This is a genomic window from Nostoc sp. CHAB 5836 (assembly GCF_020829445.1).
Lineage (GTDB): Bacteria > Cyanobacteriota > Cyanobacteriia > Cyanobacteriales > Nostocaceae > Nostoc.
Genome location: NZ_JAIVFV010000145.1, coordinates 1 through 16,986, shown reverse-complemented (window position 1 = coordinate 16,986; position 16,986 = coordinate 1). Strand labels below are relative to the sequence as shown.

Below are 16,986 nucleotides of genomic sequence, written 5' to 3'. Positions count from 1 at the left end.
ACGAAACGTAAATACGCTTAAAGTCCTTACTAATGACCAATGACAAAGGACAAATGACAGCCCTTGCCAGTTAGCTTCAATTGCGCCAACCTACTTCAGTAAGAAATTGAGCTTTTTGAATGCTTAGTTTTCAATCATACTTTTTTTCTTGAAGAAGTTATCCTCAAGAATAAACTTCTTGAAAAAGCGCCCAATGACTTTGGTCACGGCTACAAAAATATAGCGGAATTAATGCCAAAAAGCCTTGATTAGCAACAATTTAGGTCTACATTAGAGTAGATTTTCGTCGCTCCAGACTTTAGCATTATGGGCAAAACAACTTTTGTAAAAGAACTAAAGTATTTGCAATTTCAGGCTGCTAAATACGGTTAACAATGATACTTTTGTGACTGATGGGCGAGAGCCAATGGTCGGTGCGTCCCACTTGAGTTATTGTTAGATTGGCTAGATTAGCGAAAGATACAGAAAACCAATCTAATTTTTGAAATACTATATCCTGGCAACTAGTCGGGCAATTTTGCTATTGAAAAATAGCATAAATTGGTTTAGTTGTAACTCGTGCTTTATAGCTTAACAGAGATTGGTGAATTAGGAGTTAGGGGGTGTGGAATCTCTGTACTAACTCAAACGTTACCGCTATATTCCTCTGACAGTGCTTCTAACAAAGTCCCAGTGAATTCTGAAAAGGTAATTCACTAATTTTGCCTGCAAACAAACATTAATTTTATTCCAGAGCCATGCCAATGAAGACACTTCCGATTAGTCGATACAGGTTTTTCCAAAAGCTCCAGCCCCTATCTTTGTTGAAAAAAATCACTGGTAAGTCGGTTACCGGTTGTTTACAGGTGTTTAGCACCTCTGGCTCTTGGTCAATATATATGGACGAGGGTAAACTAATTTATGCCTGCTACTCAGAGCAAATGTTTGAGCCACTTTACAGAAATTTGCAACGCTTGAGTCAGCAAGTTTCTACTCTCCCTTATGGAATCAAAGACCAGTTGCAGGCGATATTTGAAACTGGTATTGAAAATCAGGCAATACCCAACCCAGATTATTTGGCTATTTGCTGGTTAGTCAATCAGAAATATATTAGTTCCTCTCAAGCGGCAGTACTGATAGAGCAATTGGCGCTAGAAGTTCTGGAGTCGTTTCTGAACTTAGAAGAGGGGAGTTATGAATTTATTCCTGAAAGCTTTCTGGATGATATGCCAAAGTTTTGTCATCTAAATGTCCGCTTACTAGTTGAACGATGTCAAACGCCCCAAGGCGGAGCGGTTTATCGTCAAACATCGCTAAGTACCCAATCGCACCCCTCACAATTGTTCCAAATAAATCAGCTACAACCTAAAGCCAAAACGACACCAAGGTTGCCGATAACAAATGCCTATAAGCCACCAGCCTCCTCTATTAATACTAATCAATATAGGGGTCAGCAAACTATTCAGCCGCCTGTTAACAAAAAAGTCTACACAATCTTTTGTATTGATGACAGTCCTGCGGTATTGAATCTTATTAAAAGTTATTTAGATGAGCAAGTTTTTTCTGTTATCGGAGTCACTGATTCTTTAAAAGCTTTAATGCAGATTGTTCGGATAAAACCCGACATAATTTTGTTAGATATTTCTATGCCTAATTTAGACGGATATGAACTCTGCTCTTTGCTCCGTAAACACTCACATTTTAAAAATACACCTGTGATTATGGTGTCAGAAAAAGTAGGATTTCTAGATAGAGCTAAAGCTAAGATGGTGAGAGCATCAGGCTATTTAACTAAGCCTTTTACACAAGGAGATTTACTAAAAGTGATCTTTCAACATATAGTTTAATTTTCTAATAAAAAATAACTCCATTTAAGCAGCATATTTTTGGGGATGCTTCATTGCTCGCGATTTCACCTCAACTCCAGCCAGAAGATCCATCAATACTGCTCTCAGCCCTAGCCGATATTGATTAGGACTTACGCATCATACATATGTACTATAGGAAGCTTGGGCTTTTGAGCCATATTGAACACCCAACACAGTCAATATGCGACCAAATCAGGGTTGTGTTCAGCGCCTGAAACGTTCATTTTGCGTAACTCATATTATGGTTAATTTGTACAGTGCGTAAGTCCTATAGGCTAGCCCTTTCAAGGTGGGCGAAAATTTTAGTCTATAAATTCTTCTTTAACCTCTTCTCTCTGTGAACTGTGCGCTTCTGCGGTTAAATAAATCACTTTTAAACCGCAGAGGCACAGAGAGCGCTGAGAAAAACAATCCTATTTTACCAGTCACCTTGAAAGAGCTAGTCCTAAATGCCACACCTTGAAAGGGCTAGGGCTGTGGTAATAACACTTGACTATCAAATAATCCGTTGTGATTTTGCGTTGGCGTAGCCCGCCGCAGGCATCATGAACACTGACGTTCATGGGCAATATCACGTATGAGGGCTAGCCGAGATTGAATGTAGTGGCACAGATAATCAGTTTCGTGAGAATCTAACAACACTTGCGTTTCGGTTTGTTTCACTAACCACTGCACCAAGCTAGCATCATCCAGTTGTAAGAGGAGCTTGGCTTGGGCGGTTTCAACCACTGACCAAAGCTGACGCATGATTTTAGGAGTCATCAGACCTCAATTGAATAATTAGCTTTGCTGTCTTCAGATTACACAATTTTGGTCGCACTTGACGACATGAATGTCGAAGCTGAGACAAGTATTATTAAAAGCTTAATAATGCTATTTATAACTTTATGAAGATTAAGAATTTAAAACTCAGTTTAATAATGGGGGTTGGGTATGGGAAAGACCGATTTTAGTGAGTTTAGTCGCAAAACCTAGAAAACAAATACACTAATTCTAAAAACTGGATTTTTGTGCTTGGGAAGACCGAAATTGTTTTGATTGTAGCCCAATAAAGCCAGTTCATTTTACTGACTATATTGCAATACGCTTGGGTTAAGGCTAAAACTCTAAGTAAAAGTCAGTTTTTTAACGAACCGCTAAGGACGCAAAGAGAAGAAAGAAATGCTTAACCCAAGTGTATTGGGCAATGCTGTAGCGATCGCCAGCATGAGGCTTAATTGGTTGATTGAGTATCGCCGCCAAGAGAGACTTTGAATTTTCCCCCTTCCCGTCGCGGGAAGGGGCTGACCTAGTTGGGGTGACATCTACTAAGTGAACTCTATAGTCTCAACAAACTCTAAAATACCTTCCTTGATGTCTTCGGCTTCTTCGTGAACCGAATCGGGAGTTTCGCCGTCGATAAAGCTGTGCTGACTACTAACTATATACAAAAATTCACCACTGATAAAGGTGAGCAGCCCCCGGTACGCATCTAATCTGATCGCAGTTCCATTATTTTCTTGCTTAGAAATGGTCGAACCTTTGGGCATATCGACTAACACGTAGTAAGCGCCTCGTAAAGTGTTTTCTAGATATTCGGTATACTCCACAGAAGCATCTGGTACATTGGCAAAAATTGCTTGGGGTATATACTTGTCCACTAAAATTGTTTGTAAATATTCCTCTTGTCCAACAGACTCCAGTTCCTCTAACTGTTCTAGGGGGAAAGGATAATAATCGATTCTCAGCAAAGTACCAATGTCATCAGAAAAACCAACAACTCCTTCCTGGCTTTGAATTCTACCGCCCTGCTGCGGATCAACCGGAATCGGCACAGTAAAATTACCTAATGGAGATTGATATGTTTGCTCACTAAAATCTTCGATGACTACGGTCTCATCTTCATCGTCTGCATATTCTTCATCTTCTGCTTCTTTAAAAGCTGCAATTACCTCCTTGATGATTTCCTCTGCTTCTTCATCTTCCAGTTCTAAGGCTACTTGTAGCTTTTTCAGGTAGGCTTGTTTCGGTTTGGGAATAGCGAGTTCATCGTCTAAAAGTACTATCACCCCAGCAGCAAAACCATCCAGCAATAATTCATCAGAAAGAGATACTTTAGCAGCATTAAACAGGGGCCCAATTCCCTCATCTTCGGCAATGCCTATGAGTCTATCAACTATTTCTGCGATTTCATCTTCAGAGTATTCCTCAAAAACCTCAAATTCCCAGAGGATATCCGCTAAACTTTCTGCATCTACCTCTTCAATTAATGAATCAGCGATCGCAGTCACAGTGGCGATCGCCGCCACTGCTTCCTCTGGACTTAGTGATTCCTCGGATGTCTTTGGTGAGTTAAAAACCTTGTCATATGTGGTCATAAATGCTACCTGAATTAATTGCTTGATAGTAATAATAGATTGAAAGTGACAATGGTCAGTTTACCTTACTCAGTGGTGAGTGCTGAGTACTCAGTGAGGAAAAAGTACTCAGCCTCTTCATCAATGGAGGGAATCTTCTAGAGAATAAGAATTACGAATTAGGAATTATTTTAACCACCTATTGACTTTGCAGTGCCAATTCTGGTTTGACATCAAAGGAACTAAGGCGTTCTCAAATCTGTGATCAAATATACACTCCGACAGCAGCTAAGCTCAACATTTACGGTAGCTGACTTTAACTAAAATCTTGTAAATTTTTGTGATAGAGCAATTATCGTTAATAATTGCTGTATTCCTTTGTTTTTATCCTCTAGCAGAGGAATTATATCTATCGATAGAATTATAAACTAGCTAGCGATAGATACCTACATCGTGGGCAGGATGTCACAATACCGATGTTTGTAGTAACACACAACATTCAAAAAATTTTGTCCTGTTGGTTCTACAAGTGTGAATTACATGAAATTTTGAGTTTTTTTATGGTAAAAACCCCTCCATCTCAGTTTTCACCAGATCAATACAAAGTTGATTCTGCACAAGAAAAAGTAGAAGCTATTATACAAGCACCACCATCAGAAACGGAAATTGACCTAGAGTTTCTTTACACCAGAGATATTGAATTTCGTCAAGAAACCATTTACTTTCTTGTAGTAGATCGCTTTTATGATGGTGATCCAGATAATAGCGAAGGTGCAAACTCAGAACTGTACGATCCAACTAGACAAGATTGGGGTAAGTACTGGGGTGGCGACTTGCAAGGTGTGATCGACAAGTTAGACTATCTGAAAAATATGGGAGTGACAGCCCTTTGGCTAACTCCACTATTTGAGCAGGTAGAAGAGTTATTTATTAGCAATGCGGCGATGCATGGCTATTGGACAAAAGACTTTAAGCGGATTAATCCTCGCTACATTGCTGAGGGAGAGAATCCTTCTTTAAATGCTACCCAAAAAGAAAAAAATACAACCTTTGATCGGTTAGTTACAGAACTGCACAAGCGGAATATGAAGCTGGTGCTAGATATTGTCTGCAACCATAGCAGCCCTGATACCAGTGGTAGCAAGGGAGAATTGTATGATGATGGTGTGAAAATTGCTGATTTCAATGATGATGTCAATAATTGGTATCACCACTATGGCGAAGTGCAAAACTGGGAAGACGATTGGCAAGTACAGAACTGTGAACTATCTGGTCTAGCAACCTTCAACGAGAACAATAGTGAATATCGGGAGTATATCAAGTCCGCCATTAAACAATGGCTAGACCGGGGTGTGGATGCATTGCGTGTAGATACTGTCAAGCATATGCCCATTTGGTTTTGGCAAGAATTCACTGGCGATATGAGCAATCACAAACCAGATGTATTTATTTTTGGTGAATGGATTTACAGTAATCCTAGTGACGATCGCTCAGTGGAATTTGTTAACCACTCAGGCATGACACTTCTAGACTTTGGTTTGTGTGTGGCAATTCGAGCTGCACTGGGGCAAGGTTCAGAAAACGGATTCCAAACAATTCAATACATTTTTGATCAGGATTATCGCTATAACGGGGCAACAGAGCTAGTCACCTTCATCGATAATCATGATATGTGTCGCTTTCAATCGCTGAACCCCGATCCAGCGATGTTAAAAGTTGCGATCGCCTTAATTATGACATCTCGCGGCATTCCCTGCATTTACTACGGTACAGAACAATATCTGCATGACGACACTGATGGCGGTAACGACCCATATAACCGCCCGATGATGGAAAATTGGGATCCGGAAAGTGAGGTTTATCGTTGCATCAGGCTGTTGTCTGGCTTACGGCGACTGAATCCAGCCGTCTCAATGGGTAGCCACTGGCAAAAATACTTAACACCCGATGTTTATTGCTATGTACGCCGCTATCGTGACTCCCTGTGTTTTGTAGCTTTAAACCGGGGAGGAGAAGTTACTCTCACAGAAGTAGAAGCAGAATTACCCGATGGCGAACATACCTGCGTAGTAACTCGTAATAAGTATGAGGTGAAAGATGGCAAGATTTATAACTTGGTACTAGAAGAACGGGGAGTGCTTGTTTTCAGCCACGTTGGCGAACGGATAAAAGCACAAACAATTGTCCGCGTCCAACTCAATGGCGTGGATACCCAACCCGGTGAAATCATTGTGGTGACAGGAGATTGCCCAGAGTTGGGTAATTGGGATATCAGTAAAGCATATCCTTTAGAGTACATCAACTCCAATACCTGGTCTGCTGAGATTCCCTTTGATGAAAGTGCTGGTAAACTGATTGCTTATAAATATGCCATGTGGCGAGAAGGGCGATCGCCTCTGCGCGAAAATTTGGTAAATCGTCGCTGGGTAATCGCAAAAGAAGGTACTGTCAAATGGCGCGATACCTGGGCATCGGGACGGGAGTCATAGGAATATAGAATGAGGTTTCAACAACCCCACCTTTAGAAGGAAGGTGGGGATTGCAAGAAGTAAGTCTTGCATAGACAGAAAAGATTTGATAATCGCAGAAGTAGAAAACTTGCGCCAAGTATCAAAGCTCACATCTTGCACCAAGAAAAATTGATGTAATTTTATTACTCAGTAAAAAAGCAGAACTCTTGATTTAGCGATAAAAACCCATAAAAATGAGGTAGCTTTATCGCATATCTTTTTACTTTACCTGGGGTTGTACGTAGAGGTGCAAGATATGAGAAAGCCAATAAGGATTTAGAGTTAAGAATTGTTCGTCCCTAACTCTCTGATACTCTTATTCCTTTGTGTCCAACTCTTACGAGACGCACTCGCGTTTGCGCCCTTCTCCCAGGGGGAGACGCACTCGCGAATGCGGTTCGTTTTTTTTGATTATTTTGCGTAAGTCCGATCCAAAATCAAAGGTCGCATTGATTAGTTTGACAAAATTGAGCATTATCTATAAATTTCTGCACATTTCTCAAGGGAATTATCTGTAATGCTGACCCACCTTGTACTTCAGCAGCGATGTAACCAAACTTTTGCCCACGATAAAACTGGTCACGTCCAACTTTGGTGATATATCGAGACTTCTGGAAATCATTGGCAAGATTAGAATTATAAATATTTTGCAACAATTTCACTGCTTGGGCATTTTTTGTGGTGAATTTGAGGCTTGAGTCACCACTAACCGTTATTCCTTCTTTAGTCACTGTGCCATTTTCAGCAGTGACATCAGCATAAAAGTATAATTTTCCTTTTGTGCCGTCGTAGCCGTAGGCTTCGCTGTTGTATCTCAGAGTTGGTAGTAGAGGCCTGGTCTTTGCCCACTTCACAACGGTGTTGATGCTTTGTTCGGGAAGCGCATTTGCCGGAGTGATAGCCAAAATAACTGCGATCGCAGACAGGACAGCATTAAATAAATAGTTAAATTTAGAACTTTTGTGCATAGTATTTTCCCGTTAAAGAATGCTAATAGGTAAAGCTAAAACCACCACAATTTGAGAATTGTTTCCAGAATAACCTGATTTATTAATATGAAGTTATTAGTAAGTAAGTCGGCGTGAATAAATCAAAGTACATTAACTAATTAGGACTTACGCAAAAACCCTCTCAAACTCTGATTCCTCTGTGGCCTCTGCGTCCTCTGTGGTTCGTTTTCCGTTGCCTTTGCGTAAGTCCTACTAATGTAAAAAATATTGGAATTAGTCGTCATTTGAGGGCTGAAGCCCTCAAATGACGACTAAAATCCTCTCTACGAGACGCACTTGCGTTCACTACGAACCTTAAATTATTCACGCCGCTCTACTTAGCAAACACAACTTAGCATCCACTAATGACTACTGTCCACTGACGTTGCTGAAGGCAATTTGGTTTTAACAGAGATTTTGCACTAGTTGCAATAATTGTCGGGTGTTCACCGTCTAACCAGAACTGGCTACAAAACTTAGATTTGATCTGACGCAAAACAGGGTATGTACTCTTGAAACTGGATAAATCAAAGTTACAGGTTGTACATACTTCTTAATAAACCAGCCTTGAGAACCCAAAACGTTCTAATCTAAAAGCTAACTGGGTTAATTTACTGGCAGTTTTGTAGGTAAGACTTTCAAGCTCATAAAGCATAGACACACCGATGTGTCAAGCCTCAAAACGACCCAGACTTAACACATAAACGCTTATGATGGGAGTTTTACAAATCCGATGAGTGTTAAGGCGAGTGGTGGAAGCTCAGTTGCGCGTCCGCAACTATATCAAACCCTAGCTGTAGCGACGATTACCCAAGCCGAGCAGCAAGACCGCTTTTTGGGAAGTGGTGAATTAAATGAACTGGCAAGCTATTTTGCGTCTGGTGCAAAGCGTCTAGAAATTTCTCAGACGCTCACGGAAAATGCCGAGATTATCGTATCTCGGGCTGCCAACCGGATTTTTGTCGGTGGTTCGCCAATGGCTTTTTTAGAAAAGCCCAGAGAAGCAGAACTAGTAACTGCTGGTGGTGGCGCTAATGTTCAACAAGGGATGCAACTGGGAACTGTAACCTACGTTGAAAGTCGTGGTGGGTTCCTAGAAAATTTACGCTCAATATTTAACTCATCCCCCAGTGGCCCCACACCTCCAGGTTTCAGACCAATTAACATTGCTCGTTATGGGCCAAGCAACATGGCCAAGAGCTTGCGGGATTTATCCTGGTTCTTGCGCTACGCTACTTATGCGATCGTTGCTGGCGACCCCAACATCATAGCGGTGAATACACGGGGTTTGCGGGAAATAATTGAAAATGCCTGCTCTGGTGAAGCAACGCTAGTAGCTTTGCAGGAAATCAAAGCCGCATCACTTTCCTTTTTCCGCAAGGATGCTGAGGCTACAGAAATTGTGTCTCAGTACATGGATGTTTTGCTTACAGAATTCAAAGCAGCCACACCTTCAAATAAACTGCGTCAACGCCCCTCTAGCGACCAGCAAGGGTTGCAACTGCCCCAAATTTACTTTAATGCGGCAGAACGGCGTCCCAAGTTTGTGATGAAGACTGGGTTGTCAAGTAGCGAAAAAAATGAGGTAATCAAGGCTGCATATCGGCAGATTTTTGAGCGCGATATTACCCGTGCTTATAGCTTGTCCATATCTGACCTAGAATCCAAGGTGAAAAATGGCGACATCTCCGTAAAGGAGTTTGTTCGTCGTTTAGCTAAATCTCCCCTTTACCAAAAACAGTTTTATCAGCCTTTTATTAACAGCCGAGTCATCGAACTAGCTTTCCGTCACATTTTAGGACGGGGGCCAAGTAGCCGCGAAGAAGTACAAAAATACTTCTCGATTATTTCTAATGGTGGTCTAGCAGCCTTGGTAGATGCCTTAGTAGATTCTGCTGAATACGGCGACTATTTTGGCGAAGAAACAGTACCTTACCTCCGGGGTCTGGGTCAAGAAGCACAAGAATGTCGTAACTGGGGGCCGCAGCAAGACCTGTTTAACTACAGTGCGCCTTTCCGCAAGATACCTCAGTTCATTACCACATTCGCTGCTTACGAGCAACCGCTACCAGATCAACATCCTTACGGTTCTGGTAATGACCCCTTGGAAATTCAGTTTGGGGCGATTTTCCCGAAAGAAACTCGCAACCCCAGCACCCGCCCGGCTCCTTTTGGTAAGGATACCAAACGCATCCTGATTCACCAAGGAGCAGGGATTAATAACCAAAATAGTAATCCCAAGGCGCGGGGTGAAGCTCCTGGTACTCTTGGGCCCAAGGTGTTTAAATTAGATCAACTGCCTGGTACTAGAGGTAAAAAAGCTGCCAAAAATTCTAGCGTCAGATTCTCCGAAAGCTCAACGCAAGCTGTGATTAGAGCCGCTTATCTGCAAGTTTTTGGTCGCGATCTCTACGAAGGTCAGCGCCCGAAGGTATTGGAAATCAAGCTGGAAAACGGCGACATTTCGGTGCGGGAGTTTATCCGTGCTTTGGCTAAGTCGGATGTATTCCGCAATCTCTACTGGTCATCGCTGTATGTTTGTAAAGCGATCGAGTATATTCACCGCCGCTTGTTGGGTCGTCCGACCTATGGTCGTCAAGAAATCAACAAGTACTTTGACATCGCTGCCAAACAGGGCTTTTACGCGGTGGTTGATGCCATTATTAACAGCGTAGAATACAGCGAAGCATTTGGTGAAGATACAATTCCTTACGAACGGTATCTGACTCCTGGTGGTGTATCAGGGCGACAATTACGCGTTGGTAGCATTCGTGATGATGTTGCTGCAAAAGTTCAGAAGGAAGTAACGCCGGACTTTGTGACACTGGGTACAGTTACAGAAAAGCGGTCAGAACCAGATATTCAGTTCCGCATTAACCAAGGTGTCAGCAAACAACGCGAACAAACCAAAATCTTCAAGTTGGTGGCGAATACCAGTGACAAAGTTGCAGTAAAAACTTTGATCAGCGCTGCTTATCGTCAGATTTTTGAGCGGGACATTGCACCCTACATCGCCAAAAACGAGTTTACAAAATGGGAAAGCAAGCTGGGGAATGGCGAAATTAGTGTGAAAGAATTTATTGAAGGTTTGGGTTATTCTAACCTCTACCTGAAAGAGTTCTACACACCTTACCCCAACACCAAAGTGATTGAGTTGGGAACCAAGCACTTCCTGGGACGTGCGCCACTAGACCAAGCAGAAATCCGCAAGTATAACCAGATTTTGGCTACTCAAGGTATTCGTGCCTTTATTGGTGCTTTGGTAGATAGTGTGGAATATAACCAGGTATTTGGTGAAGATACGGTGCCTTACCGTCGCTTCCCAACCCTACCTGCGGCAAACTTCCCGAATACCGAAAAGCTTTACAACCAGCTTACTAAGCAAAACGATGACGTAGTTGTGCCGAGCTTTAAGCCAGTGCAAGCCCGCGTCGGAGCTAGCGATACGCCGCTTTTGACACAGGCGATCGCAGATATCGCAGCCCAAACAAATGGTAAGCCCTCATTTGCTGAACTGGGTCGTTCCTACAACGATGGTAGCGGACAATCGGTGGAACTAGGTGTGCGTAAACATCCACGCATTTACCGTCTGACGGAAAGCACCAACCAAGGCGAAAAACAACAGGCAATCAACGCCATTTACCGTCAAGTGTTGGATGTATTTAGCGGTGAAGTGCCTGATAATTTCCGCCGTACTGACCTAGAGGGCAAACTCCAGAATAGTGAAATTTCTGTCCGGGCGTTTGTGCGTGAACTAGCCAGTTCCGAAATCTATCGTCAGCGCTTCTTGTCACCTTATCCTCATGCCAAGGTGATTGAGTTCCTCTTCCGTCACCTGTTGGGGCGTACACCCGCAACTGAGGAAGAAATTCGCCAGTATCACAAGCTGCTAGCCGATAGCGGTTTGTCTGCTGCTGTAGAAGCAATAATCGCAAGCCCAGAATATAGCCGCTACTTCGGTGAAGATGTTGTGCCTTACAACCGCTTCCCATTACTACCAGCAGCAAACTACTTCGGTTGAGTAGGGAGTAGGGAGTGGGGGATGAGGAAACAGGGGCGTAGGGGGTGAAATAACCAATACCCAGTGCCCCATGACCGCACTGCCTCCCCCATGCCCCTTCGCAACCTTTCGTAATATCGCTCTCAGATTGCAGTTAAAACAGTAAATTCTGAAAAGCAATATTACAAAGTGTTAAGAGCAGTCATAAATGCTCAACAGAATGCCGGAAAATGTTTTGCGGAAGGTAGCTGAGTTTAAAAGCTTGTGTACTGATGTTGACTCAGGCAAACTTGTAATTTATCAGCCGTAGCAGTTATCAAAGCTGCTGTGTCTAAAAGAACGAGAAAACAAACTCAGTAAACCAAATTTCAAGTCGCACCAGTTTAATCAAATCCTGGTTTCATTCGTATTGGAGGAATCCATTAATGAGTATCGTCACGAAAGCTATCGTGAATGCTGATGCAGAAGCCCGCTATCTCAGCCCTGGTGAGTTAGATCGGATCAAGTCCTTCGTTGCAAGTGGTGAGCGCCGTGTGCGCATTGCTCAAATTTTGTCAGAAAATCGCGAACGGCTTGTTAAGCAAGCTGGCGATCAACTGTTCCAAAAGCGTCCTGATGTTGTGTCTCCTGGTGGAAACGCTTACGGTCAAGAACTGACTGCTACTTGTCTGCGTGACCTAGATTACTACCTCCGCCTCGTTACCTACGGTATCGTTGCTGGTGATGTTACCCCCATCGAAGAAATTGGTGTGATCGGTGCCCGTGAACTGTACAAGTCCTTGGGAACTCCGATCGATGGCGTGGCTGAAGGTATCCGTGGTCTGAAGAATGTAGCTGGTACATTGCTCTCTGGTGATGATGCTAGTGAAGCTGGTAGCTACTTCGACTACCTAGTTGGCGCTCTTCTAGGATAGGGTAAAGCTGTTTACCTACTCAAACAGAAGTATTGCAATACGGTTGGAAATAAGGAATTAACAACATGGCTCAAGACGCAATTACCGCTGTCATTAACTCCGCAGACGTTCAAGGTAAATACCTAGACTCTTCTGCTTTAGAAAAGCTGAAAGGCTACTTTGCTACTGGCGAACTGCGGGTACGTGCTGCTAGCACCATCAGCGCCAACGCTGCTGCGATCGTCAAAGAAGCTGTAGCAAAATCTTTGCTGTACTCTGACATCACCCGTCCCGGCGGCAATATGTACACCACCCGCCGCTATGCTGCTTGCATCCGCGATTTGGACTACTACCTCCGCTATGCTACCTACGCTATGTTGGCTGGCGATCCTTCCATCCTAGATGAGCGTGTGCTAAATGGCTTGAAAGAAACCTATAACTCCTTAGGTGTTCCCGTCGGTGCTACCGTGCAAGCTATCCAAGCAATCAAGGAAGTAACCGCCAGTTTGGTAGGTTCTGACGCCGGTAAGGAAATGGGCGTTTACTTAGACTATATCTCCTCTGGATTAAGCTAAGAACTAGTTTGCGCTTAAGAATTTAGGTGCGGCTTTATTAAGGTCTGGAAATCAATCGTGAGTGCTAGAACGTTATATTGCTTATCTTGGTAAATAATCAGTGATGAGTTTTGGTGGTCTAGTATTGATGTTTGATTTCCAGCCTTTGAATGATTAAAAGATTTGCACTCATGATTTTGAGATAAAAAAACTTTTCACAAACCATACAGGAGATTTTCAAAAGATGGCCCGTTTGTTTAAAATTACTGCTCTTGTTCCTAGCCAAAGCCGAATTCGTACCCAACGCGAACTACAAAATACTTACTTCACTAAGCTAGTTCCCTATGAGAACTGGTTCCGCGAACAGCAACGTATTCAAAAAGCAGGCGGCAAAATTATCAAAGTGGAACTGGCAACTGGTAAGCAAAGCGCTAATACTGGCTTATCGTAATTGTGTAAATAGAATATTATTTTAGAGAATTGGTAAGAGGTCAAAAAAGGCCTCTTTTTTGCGGCTCTAATTTAATTCAAGCCGGGATCACGGATTGATACGGATTATTAGATTACACGGATAATTAGGATGAAGTCATTCGTGAGAAGTTAAGGCAAAATTCATTTTGTCAATAGTAATTATGCTGTAAATCATCAACTTTTTAGAGTATCTAATTAAGCTTTGTACTGAGATTTGGGAGTAAGAATGAACGATGGTTTTGAATTTGACGCGTAGGCGCAGCCAGCACTTCGGCTGCGCTCAGTGACCACCGTAGGCATCGCTGGCTAAAAATTTGTGTTTCCGACCTCAAATTTTGGCAAGATTTTAAGTACTATTACTTATTGACAAATGGTTAATGACCTTAAATTGTCACTAATGGGATGAAGTGGATGGGTTATTCATGAGGTTTTTTGCTGTGCAAGTTGGTTCGATGTGATCTTTTCATCAGTTTAATCTGCGTTATACATTATGAGCCTTTTGAAGGTTAGGCTTTTGCTACCAAAGTTTATCAGCAATCCAACTTCTAATTTATAGACTTTTAAATAGTTGAGGGCTTGGGCTAGGTGGACATCTTCTAGTTGGATGACGGCTTTTATTTCTACGAGTATTTTGTTTTCAACTACAAAGTCGGCTCTGCGTGTACCGATAGGTTCGGGTAGGTTTTTATAGTAAATATGCTGTTCTATTTCGCGGGCAAATTCTAGTTTTGCTTGACGCATCTCGTAGGCTAGAGCGCGTTGGTAGATGACTTCTTGGAAGCCGTTACCTAAAAATTTATGGACTTCAAAGGAAGCTCCAATAATTTTTTGGGTGATATCGGCGTATTTTAGGCTACTCATTGTCGGGATCACGGATTTTTATGGATTATAAGATGGCACAGATTCTGACTCCGTGTCATCGTTGAATGTGTCTAATCTTTACAGCAGTTTTCATCTATTTTGTTCCACGTCTGTCGTAGGGGCGCAATACCTTGCGCCCCTACCGTGTGGTCTATTTACCTGAAAATTGCTGTAAGTACGTTGGTGCGAAAAAAGTCAAGTATGTTACGAAACGTAAATAAGGTTAAAACCTTTACTAATGACCAATGACAAAGGACAAATGACAGCCTTAGCCAGTTAGCTTTATTTGCGCCAACCTACTTAATATGACGTCTGCTTGATTACTAGACATTTGGTGAAATTAAATATGCGTTACCCAGAACCCTTGTAGAGACGTAGCAGTGCTACTTCAAAACAATTCTTGTTCACCAGATGTCTACTTATGGAGAATAACGGATTTGAACCGATGGCCTCTGCGGTGCGATCGCAGCGCTCTACCAACTGAGCTAATTCCCCTTAAATGGCTCCTGAGTTAAAACTAGAATACTCATTAACTCAATACATGATCACCATAGAGCATTTTAACATTCAGTTACCGATGGTTGAGACTGTTTTTGGGAATAAACCTTCTGGACACGTTCCAGTTCCAACTCACTGAGATAATCAACAGTCCAGTTACAGCAGCGCTGGAGCATATGGAATGGGTAAGTGTTGGCTACACCAACTACTTGCATATGCGATCGCTTCGCTGCTGCTATACCTGCTGGAGTATCTTCAATTGCCAGACATTCCCGTGGTTCAAGGTTCAAGTCAGGATATTCTTTATTCAGGCGTTTCACTGCCAGCAGATAACCGTCGGGTTCTGGTTTACTGGTGGTGATGTCATCACCCGCGACGATAATTTTAAAATATTCGGCTAGTTTGGCTCGATTGAGTACCAATTCTATTTCTTGGCGAATAGCACCACTAACTAGTCCTAATTTGAGATTGCGCGATCGCACCTGAAATATTAAATCTTCTACACCTGGATATAAAGGCAGTTTCTCTATTTTTTTTAGTTCCACCGTATAAGCTTGGGCTTTACGGTACAGCAACTTAGTTAAATAGTTTTCGTTGGCTACTCTACCACGATTAGCGAGTAATTGCTGAAAACAAGCGCGATCGCTGCGCCCTAAAGAAGCTTGACGCTCATTTACGCGTTGGGGTTGGAGATTTTCTTGAATGAGAATCTCATCGATCAGTTGCAGGTGGATTGGCTCATCGTTAATGATCACACCATTAAAATCAAAGAGAACTGCCTTTAAACTCATGCGGTTATTATGCCAAATGCTGGAGAACCTAGCCCCTCCAAATCATTATTATCTATTGATGCGGGAGCATACTGGCGAACATTTTCGGTTGCTATTGGTTTAACGCCGCTAGTTACCTGATTTATCCACCATACATCCTGTGATCGCACAGCTTCAAATCCGGCTGCACCCATATTCGCGTCCACGCTACCAGCAGCATACTCACGAATATATGGCTCCTCAAAAACATCATTAAGCCATTCTAACTGACGCAGAGTCTTCTGATTCCCATCTAGAATTAATACTTGCCCTCCAGTTACCAGCAATCGGAAGCTTTCTTCCAGAATTGCTAAGGACACCGCATCTGGTGTTTCGTGGAATAGCAAAGAAGCTGTCACTAAGTCAAATGAAGCATCCCTAAAACCAGTTTTTTCAGCATTTCCATGTCGCCAGAGTATATCTAAACCAGCATTTCTAGCTTTATCTTCTGCCCTTACCAGCATATAGGGTGATAAATCCAAACCAATAACTTCCGCATGGGGGAAAGCCTGTTTTAACATTAAAGTAGTAGAACCTGTACCGCAGCCTAAATCGAGTATGCGTCGTGGTTTTACCTTGACGGCATCAACTAAAGCTTGACGGACAATACTTTCGTTCGGTGGTATAACGTATTGGGTAATCGGATCGTAAGTAACTGCGGCATTAGAATTGAGATACCCGCCACGAATACCGTGAAAGTTTTGACTGCTGTAGTACGGCGGAATGATGACATCATCTCGTCGATAGCGAGCGCACTCTTTCTCCCAGTCAATACTATCAGCGTAATGCCGTAACCCGTCTTCATCAATCAAAAAACGCACTACAGGGGATAAAAAACGTTCCCAGATTGTATCTTGACGCACTGCCATATTGTGTCAGAACTCTAAGAGGATGTTTGAAAAGTCGGATAAGCAGTAAAAAAAGCTCTCCGGGTATAAACTGTAAACACGTGTATACAGCACCATTGAGAGCTATAAGTAAAGTTTAGCCTAGTAACCTGACCCCAAGCAATTTGAACTGATTAAGCTAATCGTCATTCATTTTTCCAGACTGATTCGCTTGTAATAAGCGGCTCTATCCCTGGTATTAAGTAAGTCGGTGAAAATAAATCAAACTATGTGACGAAACGTAAACAGGCTTGAAACCCTTACCAAGGAGGAATGACTAAGGACAAATGACAGCCATCACCAGTTATCTTTAATTGCGCCGACTTACTTA

Annotated in this window: 11 protein-coding genes, 1 tRNA gene and 1 pseudogene; 6 read left to right on the top strand and 7 right to left on the bottom strand. The window is 42.5% G+C overall.

Going from position 1 to position 16,986, the window contains the following annotated elements; genetic code table 11:
• The first annotated feature begins 743 nt into the window (after window positions 1–743).
• The gene (locus tag LC605_RS23830) at window positions 744–1,826 is read left to right on the top strand and encodes a response regulator (RefSeq protein ID WP_229549986.1); all 1,083 of its coding nucleotides are present in this window, start codon (window positions 744–746) and stop codon (window positions 1,824–1,826) included.
• Between the two features lie 564 nt (window positions 1,827–2,390).
• Here LC605_RS23830 and LC605_RS23825 read toward each other — a convergent pair.
• A complete protein-coding gene (locus LC605_RS23825; protein ID WP_229549985.1) occupies window positions 2,391–2,609 on the bottom strand; it encodes a hypothetical protein in 219 nt (72 codons plus the stop codon).
• A gap of 545 nt (window positions 2,610–3,154) precedes the next feature.
• Window positions 3,155–4,204, bottom strand: a complete 1,050-nt coding sequence (locus LC605_RS23820; RefSeq protein ID WP_229549984.1) for a hypothetical protein — start codon at window positions 4,202–4,204, stop codon at window positions 3,155–3,157.
• A 539-nt stretch (window positions 4,205–4,743) separates the two neighbouring features.
• On the opposite strand from LC605_RS23820, the gene LC605_RS23815 reads away from it, so the two are divergent.
• Entirely contained in the window at window positions 4,744–6,672 is a 1,929-nt protein-coding gene (locus tag LC605_RS23815) for an alpha-amylase family glycosyl hydrolase (RefSeq protein ID WP_229549983.1), read from the top strand.
• Between the two features lie 458 nt (window positions 6,673–7,130).
• Here the strand turns inward: LC605_RS23815 and LC605_RS23810 are convergent, their stop codons facing one another.
• Window positions 7,131–7,661, bottom strand: coding sequence for a hypothetical protein (locus LC605_RS23810; protein ID WP_229549982.1), 531 nt, complete (start codon window positions 7,659–7,661; stop codon window positions 7,131–7,133).
• Between the two features lie 754 nt (window positions 7,662–8,415).
• Here LC605_RS23810 and LC605_RS23805 point away from each other — a divergent pair.
• From LC605_RS23805 to LC605_RS23790, 4 genes and pseudogenes are all read left to right on the top strand, one after another.
• Window positions 8,416–11,700 (top strand): annotated as a pseudogene (locus LC605_RS23805) (phycobilisome rod-core linker polypeptide); the annotation flags it as partial.
• Window positions 11,701–12,107: 407 nt separating this feature from the next.
• Window positions 12,108–12,596 carry an allophycocyanin subunit alpha gene (apcA, locus tag LC605_RS23800; protein WP_094341663.1) on the top strand — a complete coding sequence of 163 codons (489 nt, stop codon included), beginning with the start codon at window positions 12,108–12,110 and terminating at the stop codon, window positions 12,594–12,596.
• Window positions 12,597–12,661: 65 nt separating this feature from the next.
• Window positions 12,662–13,150: an allophycocyanin subunit beta gene (gene apcB, locus LC605_RS23795; RefSeq protein WP_069068902.1), complete on the top strand. Its 489-nt coding sequence runs from the start codon at window positions 12,662–12,664 to the stop codon at window positions 13,148–13,150.
• A gap of 223 nt (window positions 13,151–13,373) precedes the next feature.
• Window positions 13,374–13,580, top strand: coding sequence for a phycobilisome linker polypeptide (locus tag LC605_RS23790; protein WP_229549981.1), 207 nt, complete (start codon window positions 13,374–13,376; stop codon window positions 13,578–13,580).
• 491 nt (window positions 13,581–14,071) lie between these two features.
• Here LC605_RS23790 and LC605_RS23785 read toward each other — a convergent pair whose 3' ends face one another.
• The 4 genes from LC605_RS23785 to LC605_RS23770 all read right to left on the bottom strand — a co-directional run bounded on the left by LC605_RS23785 (window position 14,072) and on the right by LC605_RS23770 (window position 16,637).
• A complete protein-coding gene (locus tag LC605_RS23785; RefSeq protein ID WP_229549980.1) occupies window positions 14,072–14,461 on the bottom strand; it encodes a GxxExxY protein in 390 nt (129 codons plus the stop codon).
• Between the two features lie 422 nt (window positions 14,462–14,883).
• Window positions 14,884–14,956 (bottom strand) — tRNA-Ala (locus LC605_RS23780).
• Between the two features lie 65 nt (window positions 14,957–15,021).
• Window positions 15,022–15,750 (bottom strand): HAD family phosphatase, encoded by a 729-nt coding sequence (locus tag LC605_RS23775; RefSeq protein WP_229549979.1) that lies wholly within the window; start codon window positions 15,748–15,750, stop codon window positions 15,022–15,024.
• Window positions 15,747–16,637: a class I SAM-dependent methyltransferase gene (locus LC605_RS23770; RefSeq protein WP_229549978.1), complete on the bottom strand. Its 891-nt coding sequence runs from the start codon at window positions 16,635–16,637 to the stop codon at window positions 15,747–15,749. The genes LC605_RS23775 and LC605_RS23770 overlap by 4 nt, the downstream gene beginning before the upstream one ends.
• Between the last annotated feature and the right edge of the window lie 349 nt (window positions 16,638–16,986).

Coding starts and splice junctions, on each gene's coding strand:
- apcA (WP_094341663.1), top strand. CDS start 12,108: ATGAGTATCGTCACGAAAGCTATCGTGAATGCTGATGCAGAAGCCCGC.
- apcB (WP_069068902.1), top strand. CDS start 12,662: ATGGCTCAAGACGCAATTACCGCTGTCATTAACTCCGCAGACGTTCAA.
- LC605_RS23830 (WP_229549986.1), top strand. CDS start 744: ATGAAGACACTTCCGATTAGTCGATACAGGTTTTTCCAAAAGCTCCAG.
- LC605_RS23815 (WP_229549983.1), top strand. CDS start 4,744: ATGGTAAAAACCCCTCCATCTCAGTTTTCACCAGATCAATACAAAGTT.
- LC605_RS23825 (WP_229549985.1), bottom strand. CDS start 2,609: ATGACTCCTAAAATCATGCGTCAGCTTTGGTCAGTGGTTGAAACCGCC.
- LC605_RS23790 (WP_229549981.1), top strand. CDS start 13,374: ATGGCCCGTTTGTTTAAAATTACTGCTCTTGTTCCTAGCCAAAGCCGA.
- LC605_RS23820 (WP_229549984.1), bottom strand. CDS start 4,204: ATGACCACATATGACAAGGTTTTTAACTCACCAAAGACATCCGAGGAA.
- LC605_RS23810 (WP_229549982.1), bottom strand. CDS start 7,661: ATGCACAAAAGTTCTAAATTTAACTATTTATTTAATGCTGTCCTGTCT.
- LC605_RS23785 (WP_229549980.1), bottom strand. CDS start 14,461: ATGAGTAGCCTAAAATACGCCGATATCACCCAAAAAATTATTGGAGCT.
- LC605_RS23770 (WP_229549978.1), bottom strand. CDS start 16,637: ATGGCAGTGCGTCAAGATACAATCTGGGAACGTTTTTTATCCCCTGTA.
- LC605_RS23775 (WP_229549979.1), bottom strand. CDS start 15,750: ATGAGTTTAAAGGCAGTTCTCTTTGATTTTAATGGTGTGATCATTAAC.